Source organism: Providencia sp. PROV141 (assembly GCF_028481645.1).
GTDB classification, from domain to species: Bacteria; Pseudomonadota; Gammaproteobacteria; order Enterobacterales; family Enterobacteriaceae; genus Providencia; species Providencia rettgeri.
Genome location: NZ_JAMPPR010000022.1, coordinates 185,216 through 198,550 on the forward strand (window position 1 = coordinate 185,216; position 13,335 = coordinate 198,550).

Annotated in this window: 12 protein-coding genes; all 12 read right to left on the bottom strand. The window is 39.7% G+C overall.

The window, feature by feature from the left end; all coding sequences use genetic code 11:
- Positions 1-6: 6 nt before the first annotated feature.
- The gene (locus PSF09_RS15625; protein WP_272666153.1) at positions 7-993 is read right to left on the bottom strand and encodes a nucleoside hydrolase; all 987 of its coding nucleotides are present in this window, start codon (positions 991-993) and stop codon (positions 7-9) included.
- Positions 994-1,017: 24 nt separating this feature from the next.
- Positions 1,018-2,019 (bottom strand): LacI family DNA-binding transcriptional regulator, encoded by a 1,002-nt coding sequence (locus PSF09_RS15630; protein ID WP_272684121.1) that lies wholly within the window; start codon positions 2,017-2,019, stop codon positions 1,018-1,020.
- A gap of 76 nt (positions 2,020-2,095) precedes the next feature.
- Positions 2,096-3,481, bottom strand: a complete 1,386-nt coding sequence (locus PSF09_RS15635; RefSeq protein WP_272666156.1) for an MFS transporter — start codon at positions 3,479-3,481, stop codon at positions 2,096-2,098.
- A 244-nt stretch (positions 3,482-3,725) separates the two neighbouring features.
- Positions 3,726-3,977 (bottom strand): acyl carrier protein, encoded by a 252-nt coding sequence (locus PSF09_RS15640; RefSeq protein ID WP_272666157.1) that lies wholly within the window; start codon positions 3,975-3,977, stop codon positions 3,726-3,728.
- A gap of 3 nt (positions 3,978-3,980) precedes the next feature.
- Positions 3,981-5,924 (bottom strand): hypothetical protein, encoded by a 1,944-nt coding sequence (locus tag PSF09_RS15645; RefSeq protein WP_272684122.1) that lies wholly within the window; start codon positions 5,922-5,924, stop codon positions 3,981-3,983.
- Between the two features lie 52 nt (positions 5,925-5,976).
- Complete coding sequence (locus tag PSF09_RS15650) at positions 5,977-7,233, bottom strand: hypothetical protein (protein ID WP_272684123.1); 1,257 nt, start codon at positions 7,231-7,233, stop codon at positions 5,977-5,979.
- Positions 7,234-7,236: 3 nt separating this feature from the next.
- Positions 7,237-8,571 (bottom strand): type III secretion target, IpaC/SipC family protein, encoded by a 1,335-nt coding sequence (locus PSF09_RS15655; RefSeq protein WP_272666167.1) that lies wholly within the window; start codon positions 8,569-8,571, stop codon positions 7,237-7,239.
- A gap of 20 nt (positions 8,572-8,591) precedes the next feature.
- Positions 8,592-10,505 (bottom strand): type III secretion system translocon subunit SctE, encoded by a 1,914-nt coding sequence (gene sctE / locus PSF09_RS15660; protein ID WP_272684124.1) that lies wholly within the window; start codon positions 10,503-10,505, stop codon positions 8,592-8,594.
- 10 nt (positions 10,506-10,515) lie between these two features.
- Positions 10,516-11,037 carry a type III secretion system translocator chaperone SicA gene (gene sicA / locus PSF09_RS15665; RefSeq protein ID WP_272684125.1) on the bottom strand — a complete coding sequence of 174 codons (522 nt, stop codon included), beginning with the start codon at positions 11,035-11,037 and terminating at the stop codon, positions 10,516-10,518.
- Positions 11,038-11,144: 107 nt separating this feature from the next.
- On the bottom strand, positions 11,145-12,251 hold the full coding sequence (locus PSF09_RS15670) for an EscU/YscU/HrcU family type III secretion system export apparatus switch protein (protein WP_272684126.1): 1,107 nt from the start codon (positions 12,249-12,251) through the stop codon (positions 11,145-11,147).
- Between the two features lie 17 nt (positions 12,252-12,268).
- Positions 12,269-13,063, bottom strand: a complete 795-nt coding sequence (gene sctT, locus PSF09_RS15675) for a type III secretion system export apparatus subunit SctT (RefSeq protein ID WP_272684127.1) — start codon at positions 13,061-13,063, stop codon at positions 12,269-12,271.
- On the bottom strand, positions 13,060-13,332 hold the full coding sequence (gene sctS, locus PSF09_RS15680; RefSeq protein WP_210837882.1) for a type III secretion system export apparatus subunit SctS: 273 nt from the start codon (positions 13,330-13,332) through the stop codon (positions 13,060-13,062). Before sctS ends, sctT begins: the two co-directional genes overlap by 4 nt.
- Between the last annotated feature and the right edge of the window lie 3 nt (positions 13,333-13,335).

Consider the following 13,335-nt stretch of genomic DNA (forward strand, 5'->3'; position numbering starts at 1 on the left):
TTTCGTCTATACCGATTTTGGCGAATATCGACTAATCGATTGAAAAATCAAATCGAGCAGGCGCTGATTATCCACCGATTGCAATACGGTAATAGGCTCTGTGGTTGGTGCTGGTATGCCAATGCGCAAACGCAAAGCATCATAGTAAAAACTTTTGCCTCGCAGTGCACCTTGTAGCTCTATTCCCACCTGCTTTTTCTCATAAGTGGCAATACTTTTATCGAGTAACCATGCCACAGTAAGCACATCGTGGATCCAGCATCCGGGCAGCTGCCTTGTGGCTCGTGAATAATCAATCCACGGGCGCATCGTGCTCACCAGAAATTGGCTAAGGGGGGACTGTAATGAAGCAAACCTGTCGAGATCACTGTGCACCATCTGCGTTTGCACAGTCACATCCATTGGCACTAAGGTAATGTTAACCCCACTACTCAATACCGCATGAGCCGCTTCAGGATCAAGGCCAAAGTTTGTATCTTTAACATAACCTGGGACATTAAAAACCGCGCCCATAATGACAATTTGCGCCACGTTTTGTGCCATTTCAGGGAACAATTGCAGTGCCATCGCGATATTGGTTAACGGGCCAATCGCAACGATAGTAATTTGTTTTGGGTTCTGACACACCAACTCCCCCATACGCAGTGCCGCTTCTGGGATAGATTTTGGTAAACACGGTACTGATGGGAGACCATCCCACAGGTGCTGAAGTTGTGCCCGCTCAGCACCATTATCGAGCAACTCACGCCACGGCGCGCTGGCCTCAACCAAAGCAGATGATGCCCCCCGATAGACAGGAATGTTTTCACCCAACGAACTCACTAAATGACTGGCGACATTGAACCCGATTTCACTGGGCGTATTCCCTGAAACCGTCGTGATCATCTCGAGCTGAATTTCAGGCGCGGCGATGGCAAGCGCAAGTGCGAGCCCATCATCAACATTGGCGCCTGCAACCCCATTACCGGGGTCGCAATCTATAATTAAACGCATAAATTTCCCTGAAATAATCAATCATCAGCACCCGCATGAGTGCCCGATTTGTAATTCAAATTCCACTTCACAGATGGCTTCTTTTTGCGGCCAATTTTGTAAGATGTGTATCGCTTTTTGCGCTATTTTATCAACAGGCTGGCGAACAGTTGTGAGAGTTGGAACGGTATATTCTGATTGCACGGTCCCATTAAAACACACCAGTGCAATGTCTTCTGGTACACGTAATTTTAATTCCGCTAAAGCTTTTAGACAGCCAAACGCTTGTAATTCATTCGTGGCAAAAATGGCCTCAGGGAAGCCTTCTTCTCTCATTTGATAGATTGCTTGGTAACCCCAATCACGGGTATATTCCCCCGATAAAATCCATTTTTGTTGTATCGTTAAATCCGCTTCTGTCAGCGCAGTTTTCCAACCATTTAAGCGGTCTTGAGTGTTGAGCATCTCATTCGGGCCGCAAATAATGCCAATATTTTGATAGCCATGCTTAATGAGATGACGCGTAATTTTATAGGCTGCGAGCTTTTCATTCACTTGAATGGTACTGATCCCTTCTGTGGCTTCAATCCTATCAAGCATCACACAAGGCGTGCCTGACGACTGAATTAAATCAACATAGGGATGCCGGTCAACACTGGTATAAATGAGGCCTTCAACTTGCCTGAGCAAAAGGTTATTAATCAGTTCTTTTTCACGAGCCCGAGAATCCCCCGCATCACCCAGCAACAAAACATGCCCATATTTAAACGCTTCTCGCTGCAAGGCATGAGCAATAGAAGCTAAAAACGGGTTAGAAATATCGGGGATCACTAGCCCATAAGTTTGCGTACTGCCAGATGCAAGGGCTTTCGCAATACCATTTGGCCGATACCCCGTTTTTTTAATTGCTGCTAACACCTTTTGCCGTGTTGCCTCTGCAACAGGACGCGGGCCATTGTTAATCACATAACTGACTACCGCAACCGAGGTTCCGGCTTCGCGGGCAACATCTACCCGCGTCACTTTATGGTCATTCGTATCAGACACCCAGCAGTTCCTTTTTCCAACATGACGTTGCCAAAGAATAGCAGCCACTCTGATTTTTATATACAACCCTGCTCACTTATATCGCATCTTCAGGCAGGTTTAAGTCTCGACCTCGCGTTTCTGGTGCAAAGAATGTGGTTACTAAGCCAATACTTGCCATTGCAATAAAATAAACGGCTATCGGCCACCACTGACCTGTCCAAGATAACAATGCAGATGCCACTAATGGAGCCGTACCACCGGATAAAATAGAGCCAAGTTCTTTAGCAAACGCCATTTTAGTATAGCGATTACGCACACCAAATAACTCAACCCCCCAAGCCGCTTGTACCCCGAAAATCCCCAGAGATGCTAACCCCATGCCAACCACAATAGTTGGAATAACAATCATTGGCTCACGAGAGTCTAATAACATGAAAGCAGGTACTGCATACAACATCAGTAAAAAGCAAAACCAGCGATAAACAATACGACGCCCAAATCTATCTGATAGCCAACCTGCAAATGGAATAATGGCAAACCCAAGAATTGACGCTATCAAAACCGCGGTTGTCGGTACGGATTTATCCACCAGCAATATCTTCGTCACATAACCGATGATAAAACCTTGAGCAAGATAAGATGGGCCGTTTTCGCCAATACGTAACCCGACCATTGTCCAAAACGCACGCGTTTTTTGCCAAAATGAGCGGTTATCAACAGGATGAGCCACTGCATCAGATTCCAATGCAAGGCGACGTTCTTCAGCAAGCTGCTCTTTTTGCCTTTCAAAAACAGGTGTTTCGCGCATATGTTGACGAATAAATAACGCGGCCAAGGCGATCAAAATACTGCCAAGGAAAGGAATACGCCATCCCCACGACATCAGGCTTTCTTTATCCATTTGTAACACTATCAGCCAAATCATCGAGGCCAATAATGTTCCACTGTTGGAGCCTAATGCAATAATCGAAGAGACCAAGCCACGGCGTTTTACGGGGGCGTATTCACCTAGCATCACAGTCCCACCGGATAGTTCAGCTCCCGCACCTAAGCCTTGGGCAAACCGCAAGATAACCAAACAAACCGGCGCCCAAACACCAATTTGTGCATGGCTGGGTATCGCACCAATAAGGGTTGTCGATAACCCCATCAATGCAATCGTAATTACCATGACCATTTTTCGGCCATGTTTATCTCCTAACCAACCAAAAAATAATGCACCTATTGGACGTGCGATAAACCCGACTGAATAGGCGGCAAAACTGGATAACAGTGCCATAATCGGTGTTGCATCTGGGAAGAAAACATCACCGAAAATAATACCTGCCGCTAAACCATAGAGAGCAAAGTCTGCATATTCCATGGTTGTGCCTAACCAACAAGAAAAAATCGCCCGACGGAAATCTTTTTTTCCTTCTGGCGTACTCAGCCGTTCTTGCGCAGCTTGTTGACTCGCCTCGATATTTAATTGTGTAGCCATAGTGATAAACCCTTGGTGTTGGCGCAAAGCCTATTAATCAAAAAATCTAACTGGCGTTTTTTATTTACTTAAAGGATAGTCTACGCGCGTAGAATTAAGCAAACGAGGGTATGCTATTTTGTGAGCGTTATCACTTGATGACAAAAATATGAATTTTATGTGATGGCAATAATTCGATAGGAAATAAATAAAAAAAGCTTAAAAATAAAAGCCACGTTCGAATAAATACCGTGGCTTTATCTGTTTATTTAACACTCAATAGGTACTCGGTAATATCCCGTAAGTTATACCATTTCATCCAAACTTCATCGTTAATTGGTTGCCCTGTATACTGTTCGATAGCCGTTATTAACTCTAACATTTCCAGTGAATCAATATGTAAATCTCTGATTAGGGCTGAATCCATAGTAAAAGGCTTGGTGATCCCCGAATAAGTACGAATTTCCTTAATTTGATTTTCTACCCATTGTTGCTGAACTAAACTCTGTGCTGTCATCTCTTAACCTTTTTCAGAACGGGTAGCATTATCGTTGTAGCGTTCTTTATCTGCTTGATTACGGGTTAACGCCCCCATCTCTGTTAACGTGACTGTTTGACTTGTTTTCTCATCAGATAACTGCCACGTTTTTTTCGTTTTTCCCGTTACTTCATCAACAATCTCTGCGGGTTTAAATCGGTTACTAAACGTGTTGGTATTGTTAGGAATGCCCATTTTCTCGGTTCCTGATGCTATCGGGCCACTTCCATAACGATCTTTTTCGACTTGGTTACGGGTTAGTGCTCCTTTCTCTGTTAACGTGACTGGTTGACTTGTTTTTTGGTCAGATAACTTCCATGTTGTCTTTGTTTTCCCTGTCGCCTCATCAACAATTTCTGCCGATTTAAAACGGTTGCTGAACGAGTTGATATTATTGGGAACGCCCATTCTTTCCGTCCCTGGCGTTATCGGCCCATTCGCATAACGTTCCTTTTCGGCTTGGTTACGGGTTAGTGCCCCATGGCTTGATAAGGTGATGTTTTTTTCTTCCGGCGCTTTAGCTTGCCAGCTTCTTTTCTTTTCACCTGTCATCTTGTCAGCGATTTCAACGGGTTCGAATCGCCCTGCTGACACCATTGATTTAGGCTGAAAAGCGTTAATATCAAGATTAAGCTTAGACTCCGCAGGTACTGATGACATGCTACGACCTTGTGCAGATGGGTCTCGTGAACTGCCCAGAATGCTTTGGCGCAATTCATTAGCCGAAGAACGGCTATTTTCCAATGCATTTCCAGTTAATACCGCTGGTTGCTCGTTATTAATTTGGGGAATATCTAACGTACTTTTAAACCGAGGCATGCTGGCTTTATTTTCATTGTCTTCAGGATTATTTTTTTGTACCGACTCAGGTGTGTGGCTATCAACAGTTTTATTTTCAAACTGGCTCGTTTCGATTCCTTCGTTATTTACCGTGACCAATTCTTTTGGCATTGAATAATAATTGTTAATGACGTAATTATTCACGGTTGATTTAGAAGATGCAGGATCTGCACCATTTGACGAAATAACGGAGTCCGTACCACTATCTACAGTATCTTCTGGTTTGGTATTTTTCACAGGACTTGTTGTTACACTATTCTCAGTATTGCCATCCATATTTATAGAAACACTTAACTGCCCCATAATTTCTATTTGTTGTTCCAATGCCGAAAATATATTATGAAACTGCAAGAGTCTATCAACTGATTTATCAACTTTATGTTTTATCAGCTGGTTTTTCGCTTCCATAATTAACTCTTTTTTGGTTTCCTGAAGAGAAGTGTCGAATAAATACTCCATCGGTAATTCTTCGATAGTTTTCTCAGATAAAAAAGGTGTTAATTTCTCTTTAATAGCAGGTTTAACATACTTATCTACGAAACGTTGAGTCAGATCATCAATATTATTGGAGCTCAAAGCATTATCAAAAAGCTCTGATTCAAGGGCTTTTTGCGGTGATTTCAATACCTGCTTAAAGTTTTTATCATTATTGCAATTGTTTAACTGCTTAATAAGATTTGCCGCACAGTCTAATACCTTTGAATCCTTAATTTCCTTCGGAGTTAATAATGTCAAAATAATGAGAGCATTTTCAGGTTGATACTGCAACTTTTGTCCTTGAAGATTGCCACTATGACCCAAATCTAGGGCTTTGGTTATCATATCTAAACTTATATCAGGATATTTTTCACATAATAGTGATTTAATTATATTCGCCTGTAATTTCTGGTTACTCAAATGTAACTCTTCACTTTTACCTGAAATATTAAATGTTTTATCAATACCCTGTTCTTTGACAGGGAAATGTGCTTCTTGTCCTACATTATTAACTGAATTTATATTATTTAAAAATGATTTATTTTTTTGATTAGATAAAGGTAATGAATTTTTTACAATTGGTGTCGTTATATTTTTATTTATAATCATCGCTCCTCCTTATTGATAAATATAGAGAACAGAGGAAAATTAAATTCCGCTATTACATATTGACGTAACCATTATTATATTGTTGTAAATCTTTATATAATTGAACCAGTAACTGAGTTAACGTTTCAAAATGACTATTATCTTGCCGAAAGGTTTCTAATAAACGAGATACGGAACTATTAATGGCATTTTTTTGGCTATCAACTGCTGATTGTAAGCTTTGAAATTCTTGGGATGAAATATCACTTCCATCTTTATCCCAAGTTGCCGAAGAGTGATTCAGTGCATAAAAAATTTCTTTGACTGGTTTCAAATCAGGAAATATATAAAGCTCCCCCTTCATTCTTTCAACAATGAATCCCTGTTCTGAAAGCTTTTTTTCCCAAAAAGTATACTCTTGCTCAGTACCTGTTATTCTCATTAATGGCATAGCATTATCAAAATCAGGTTTCCATTTACCAAAGTACTCGCCAATCTCTATTTTTCCTATATTAGCTTTAGTTAACCCATCTAATTTATCCTGAAGCTGTTTATGCTCATCCATTAAATCTCTAACTTTACGTTCTAAATCGTTAATAGTTTGTTTAATCTTTTCAGTGGGGAGTATCGCCCAGATCAGTTGATTATTCTGTATTGATTTATTCATATTGGCTATATCAGTCTGCAATTTTGCCATACTAAAAATATACCCTATCGACTTTTCATCAATCTCTTTTTTGTCTATTTTTACCTTTGTGGCTGCGCTGGTCCCTGAATATTTTGCAACTATTTCATCCATTACCCTTAAAGTATCTTCTAATTTAATATGGATTTTACCATTTTCACCTGCCTCTATATAACGGGATAATTTACTGACCATGGTATTCATATCTTGCATATATTGGGTTGATGCTTTAACTAAATCTCCATATTTTTTTTGATAATTCGTATGAATATTATCAATCACTCCAGATACCCCTTTAATATGCGAGCGACCATCTTCGAGAGTCTTCACACTTTTCGTACTTCTGAGAGCTTTAATCTCCTCATAGCCATCATTCGCACGTTTATTTTCACGTATCAGCATCCTTGCCTTAAGCTGTATATTTTCAGGGGAATCATTGTGTGGTCGTTGCTGGTAAATCTCTTCCGGCACGCTATATTGCATCTGTCGGAACACATCCAGCGCTTGCTGATGAGGCATAAGTGACTCATCAAAAGTAATATCCCTCCCCAGAAGGGGGAGGTGTGCTTGCGCTGTTGGTACCAATGTCGCCAACGGCGAAAAGTGAGAAACGTTATCTGGACGAGAAGGGGATGTAATATCCATTCTTTAGCCTCTCACCACGCTTTGTACTGTTCTTAAGATACCTTCCCGAATTTCACGCAGGTGTTCCTGTATTTGTTTCATAAGGTCTTGGCTTTTGTCGATTTGTTTGTCTTTATCTGCGTAAATTGAACGTGCCGTATCCGCCACTGATTGTTCAATCATTTTGTCCGCTTCGGCCGATTTCACATTGACTTGGTTTGACGTTGTCGCTAGCTGACCCGCATTATCTGACATTCGAGAAACTTGATCTGCCACGCCCATTTGTACGCGCGTTTTATTCATGACTTGCTCGTGCTTCTCATGCTGCGATACTCCCAAATCTCTTGTACGCCTACCTGCCTCTTCAACTCTTTGGCTTGAAAGGTTTTTTTGGCTTTGCGAAGCTTGGTTACTCAGTGTCACTGTCGAGCCATCTTTGCCCGTCAAACTCAACGTCTTCGACTTCATTGAGTCACTCCCGACTTTGCCATTTAATCCGGATAACTGACTAGCGCCACTGATATTTTGATTTCCAGCCACCAGATTATTGTTAATTGACTTCTGTTGTTGGCGTAGTCCTCTTGCTTGGAAACCACTACCTGCCGCTGTAATCGCAAGAGAGGTAACAAAGCCCATCAGAGCTCCTTTAAAGGCTTCTTTACCTTCACGAACCGTTGAATCCGCGGAAGCTTGTACCATTTTGGCATTTAATTGCAGAAAATCCGCATTGATACGGCGATCTGAAATATTGATCTCTGCCATCACTTTGCGAATAATTTTCGACAACTCCACCAATAAGTCATTACTAATAATGCCAACAAACGTGTTGTTCTTAATACTACCAATAGACTCTTGGTCTTTATTACCATTACCACCTTCAACTTGCTCAGAAGCTGAATCTTTGAGGAAGCTACCCGCAATCATGGCTTGGATAGCTTGGGATATCTGTTTCAAATCAGCTTCATCTGGTAATTGAGCATCTTCAACTAACTGTTCAATATGGCTTTTTTCTTCAGTTAACACTTTACTGATTGCCTGCTGGATACTTTCTGGTGTCAACATGCGAAATGCATGGAGATCATCCAATATGGCTAGTTTATCGGAGTTCGTTAACGACGAAATTTCGGCAAGCATTTGGTCATCTTGCATTGAAAATTGAATCATTTTTAATGATGGCTTATCCATCGCCATCTCAGACCCTAGTGCCATGGTATGCACATCATTTAATTGCACACCCTGCAGTGCAGGCATCTCTGCTGCTTTTGTATTGCTGTTAGTTGTTGAGGAAACGCTACCAAAGCTGATAGGCTTGTGAAGTAAAACTGGCTTACTTGATTCTGATTGAATATTAAAACTCATTTGATAAATTCCTATATTAACTATGCAAAGCGAGCTGTTTTCAGCATATTGGCTTTCGTTTGGCCGGATTGATTTAACGACGCAAGCATGCCACTAAACATTTCTTCGAATTGTTCGTAATTTTGCGACATAGATTTCAATAAATTTTTTAATAGCTCATCTAAGGCTTGAATGGTTTCACTGTTAAGCATCATGCCTGCAAGCATTTCTTTCATATCTCGAATTTGACCTGCTGCATGTAAATTCAGCCCCCCTGAGGTTGCCGTATTAGCTACCGTCAATACCGCTCCGGTTCCCTTCATACCCACTTCAAGACGAGCCGCTGCAACACTTTGTGTTTTAACCGTATTTACGGCTTTATCTGAAGCTTTGGTGATATCCGTAATATTGTCAGCTTGGTCTGACACTTTATCGGCCGCCTTCACAATGTCTTTCATGTCATCGGCTTTTTGCGCGACTTTCGTCGTGGTTTTTACTGCTTGCTGTAAATCATCAATGCTATCGGCTAACTTGGTAAATTTAGTGAGCGTGACCATATCATCCGCCGATTTTCCGACCTTCCCTGCACCATTCGCAATATTGCCTAAGGCATTAGTCAAACTACTTGGCAGCGATTTAATAATACTTTTCAATAAAGTCCCTGCGTTTTTAGCAAGCGTCTTTACTGCGTTACTGGCAACATTGGCGATGTTCTTAACAAAAGATGACATTGACGCTAATGAGAGAGCTAAAAATGCGATTGCTGCCACAATCATTCCAACAATACTGCCAATCTGTTTCGCTTTTTCTTCTGAGACACCAAAATTGATCAGCATATCAGTGACAGCACTAGAAATTTCGGTGGCCAACATTTGCATCAAGCTACTTTGCCCAGTTTCTTCCAGCACAATATCAGCGACTGAGATAGCAATACCAACCGCAGCGACTGCAATTGCTAATGGTGCAGCGGCACCAAAGGTAGCAACCGTAGCAATCACAGACACAGCCAGCATCACATAGCTAAAAATTTTACTCGCGCAAGAGGCCGCTTTATTGGCTTCATCAGCTTTACGCTGCGCTTCATCCGCCTCTTTAGCTTTTTTATCTGAATCTTTGCGAGAAGCTTCATTGATTGTTGCCATGACTTCTTCTTGCTCTTTCATATTACGAATCGAATCTTCGTTCATCGATTTTTTAAGCTGCGCAGTCAACATGGTTAATAGCGCTAAGGTGCTTTCCCATTTTTCGCCATCAATATCAACGCGGCGTGGCGTAGCATCTACAAATTGATTGAGTTTTTTGGCATCTTTATCTGCGTCTTGCGCATATTTACCCGCTAACTCAAGCAAGTCATCAATTTGCGTGTTCAAATTTGTAATTTTTGTTTTTTCTGTCGTAATTTGCTGCTTAATCTTCTCTTGGTTCCCACCTTGCTGAGACTGGAGGTTTGCTAAACGTACTTTACTTTCAGCACGCTCTTGTTTTAAAACGCTAACTTCGTTATTAAGCGCACTGGCTTGATTCGTATTATTTGCAAAAGAGTTTAATAAATTATTTCCTTTTTCTTTCAGTGCATCTGATTCTATATTCATCAATTTAAGACGATTAGCCAGCCCACTAATATTCCCTTCATGTAATAATTGACGTAATGTTGAAAGACTCCCAACAAGAACTGAAGTCGCATTAAACCCCTCTTCCTGTAGTGATAATTTTTCCTCTTTTGCCGCTGCTGCTTTGAACATAACGGACAGATTATTTTTGGGCGCAGGTAGCTGCGGTGCATTTTCAATACGGCTACGCTTAACCTGCTCAGCTGACGTTAATTCCTCGCACGCCATTTCTAAAGCCAGTACTGCCTTGATGCATTCATCCCCTAATCCAATGGGATTACTGCCTTGTAGAAAGGTATGAATATTATTTATTCGCTCATTACTTGAATTGGTAATTTGAACCATATAATTTTCTCTACTCTATATTAGGTTTTTTATTATCTGAACTTGTCTTCTCTAGATTTTTTTCCAGTGCGGTTAAATAAGCTTGAGACTTATTTTTTAAATCCGCATCGGTACTACTTTTTACAACACTTTCAAAACAATGAATCGCCGCACTACTTTTTTTCATCATTAAATTACATTGCCCCGCATGAAATAGTGGGCGGTAATCATTTTTCGCTAATACAAATGCTAAGGCATATAATTCGGTTGCTTTGTCATATCGTTTCGTTAATTGATAGACAGCCGCAAGCCCCATCACATAATCTGTATTATAGAAATCATAGATACTTAAAAATCGAAAAAAGGTTTCCGCCTCTTTTAATTTACCTTGTTGATAAAATTCGTATGCATAGGAATAAATACCATCCATTGTACTCTGTGGAATACCGTGAATATCTTTATAAGTGGCACCATCCATTAATGCTAAAGTAATATTATCCAGCAATTCTTCCATATCCGAACTCTGAAAGTTCTCTGTTTCAGTATTATTCATATATTTCCCTTATTGTTGATGTGTAATACATGATGCATACTTTATGTTTGCATCATAATTAACCGATTTGATTGTTTCTTTAAAAAAACGATTAAAATAATAAATAATTAGTTAATATTTTTACCGCCTTGTGAATGTGACTCATTCTCCGCAATTTTTTCTAATGCTTTATCAATATCGATGCCCATTTTTACTAATTCGATACGGACGACCCATGATATTATTTGCATAACATCCTCTAATCCTTTTTCATCGATAAAACTATCCGTTTTATATGATCGCCATATTTGTCTTGCTAGAACGATATCTCTAATAACAGGAACACCTTGTTCCTCAGCATATTTAACAATTGCTTTTGCTTGTGAACCTTTACTTTTAGAGAACAGAAAAGGTAATGGCGCAATATTCGAATCATAATAAATAAGTAGCGCAATATGCGTTGGGTTTGCCATTACGAATGTTGAATTACGAACATTATTTTTAACCTCTTCGGATAGTAATTCCTGATGCATTCCTCGACGTGCACTTTTGATATGAGGGTCCCCCTCATTATCTTTGTATTCCTTTTTGACCTCTTGTTTTTCCATTTTTAAGTTTTTAATATACAAAAAGAATTCAGCTATTGCGTCAACTAATATAATTATAAGAGCGACCGCAAGAAAAACGACAATAAATGTTATACACAGGCTAACCCATTGACTAATCATTCCGTTTATCATCGTTCTGTAGAGCATAAAAATATCTTTTCGCCAAATAATAAAAAAGACCAATGTTGAAACAATAAAGACAATTAAATACAAAATGGCCTTAATCAATTCTTTTAACGAATTCATTGAGAATATTTTTTTAAACCCTGCTATTGGGTTTAATTTAGTGAAATCCAGCTTTATTGCTTCGCTGGCTAACCTAAAACGACTCTGTAATAAAGAGATAATCGCACCCGATAAAAAGCAAGCAAATAGCACTGGTAAAACAACAATTAAAAAGACAGTAAAAAATTGCCAAAGTAATGCATCAATTTTTATATCCGTTGGATGTAAAAATATTTTACGCATTAACCCACCAAGCTCATATAAACTAGAAAGCCCTTCAATCACAAATGCACTTACTACTAGAACAATTGCTGCAACACTATCTTTGCTTTTAAAACTTTGCCCTTTTTTCGCTGAGTCCTTAATTTTTTTATCGGTAGGCTTTTCTGTTTTTTCAGCCATATTTATACTCGTAGCAATTAAGAGGAAATAAAGATATCTCGTAGCGGTGAAATTGAAATCATATTCACTAATATATCTGGAACTTCATTATGAAAATAAAGTAAAAATACACAAAAAGCGATGATTGATTTTATTGCCAAAGATAATGAAAATGCATTTAATTGCGGGCAAAAACGGGAATATAGCCCTAGAGCGACCTCTGTAATAAATAATGTCACTAATATTGGTGCGGTCAAAATAACGCCGTTAACGACCATTTTATTTAACCACTCCCCTAAAGGAAGGCTATTAAATGACGTAAACCCATGAGCAAATGGTAATAACTGATAACTTTGTGCAAATATATTAGCAAGCTGATACATCCCACCTTGGGCTAAAAAAACCATACAAGTGATATGACTCAATAAAACGGCCAATTCTGATGCTTCTGAGCCACTCGCTGGGTCAACAATACTACTAATCGTTTCACCACGCTGTGTATCAATTAACTCGCCAATAACATTGGCTATCATAAAAGGTAAAGCTAATATCAATGCTAATACGAGCCCAATCGAAATTTCATAGATGAACACATCAACGAGGTTAATTTCATCCCATTGTATTTCAAGGGAAGAAAAAAAAGGCCATAAACCCAACGCAATATACATCACCACACAGTTTTTAATAATTCCGCCATTGAGCAGTTTATTACTTAAAAAAGGAAGTAAAAACATGACTGGCGCAATTCTCAGCCAAGCTAACGCTATTTTTATCAACCCCTCTTGAAAAACAAAATAGAGTGAGGACATCAGCGATAGCATTTCCTGATTCATCCGAACAACCCAATTGCAGGGATGGCTGCGGTTAAAGTCTCTAATGCAAAATTGATGACCTTATCGGATAACCAACCAGAGATCATAAAAAGTGAGCCAAAAACAGATAACAGCTTTATTCCAAAAGGGAGTGTTTGTTCCTGGAGCTGAGTAACTGTTTGCAATAACCCCACTAATAGTCCTACAGAGGTCGCGACAATAACCGGTATTGCCGATAATATTACGATCAATAACATCGTTTTATTACTTAAATAAACTATCTGATCCATCGT

Coding starts and splice junctions, on each gene's coding strand:
- PSF09_RS15645 (WP_272684122.1), bottom strand. CDS start 5,924: ATGATTATAAATAAAAATATAACGACACCAATTGTAAAAAATTCATTA.
- PSF09_RS15670 (WP_272684126.1), bottom strand. CDS start 12,251: ATGGCTGAAAAAACAGAAAAGCCTACCGATAAAAAAATTAAGGACTCA.
- sicA (WP_272684125.1), bottom strand. CDS start 11,037: ATGAATAATACTGAAACAGAGAACTTTCAGAGTTCGGATATGGAAGAA.
- sctE (WP_272684124.1), bottom strand. CDS start 10,505: ATGGTTCAAATTACCAATTCAAGTAATGAGCGAATAAATAATATTCAT.
- PSF09_RS15640 (WP_272666157.1), bottom strand. CDS start 3,977: ATGACAGCACAGAGTTTAGTTCAGCAACAATGGGTAGAAAATCAAATT.
- sctS (WP_210837882.1), bottom strand. CDS start 13,332: ATGGATCAGATAGTTTATTTAAGTAATAAAACGATGTTATTGATCGTA.
- PSF09_RS15635 (WP_272666156.1), bottom strand. CDS start 3,481: ATGGCTACACAATTAAATATCGAGGCGAGTCAACAAGCTGCGCAAGAA.
- PSF09_RS15655 (WP_272666167.1), bottom strand. CDS start 8,571: ATGAGTTTTAATATTCAATCAGAATCAAGTAAGCCAGTTTTACTTCAC.
- sctT (WP_272684127.1), bottom strand. CDS start 13,063: ATGAATCAGGAAATGCTATCGCTGATGTCCTCACTCTATTTTGTTTTT.
- PSF09_RS15625 (WP_272666153.1), bottom strand. CDS start 993: ATGCGTTTAATTATAGATTGCGACCCCGGTAATGGGGTTGCAGGCGCC.
- PSF09_RS15650 (WP_272684123.1), bottom strand. CDS start 7,233: ATGGATATTACATCCCCTTCTCGTCCAGATAACGTTTCTCACTTTTCG.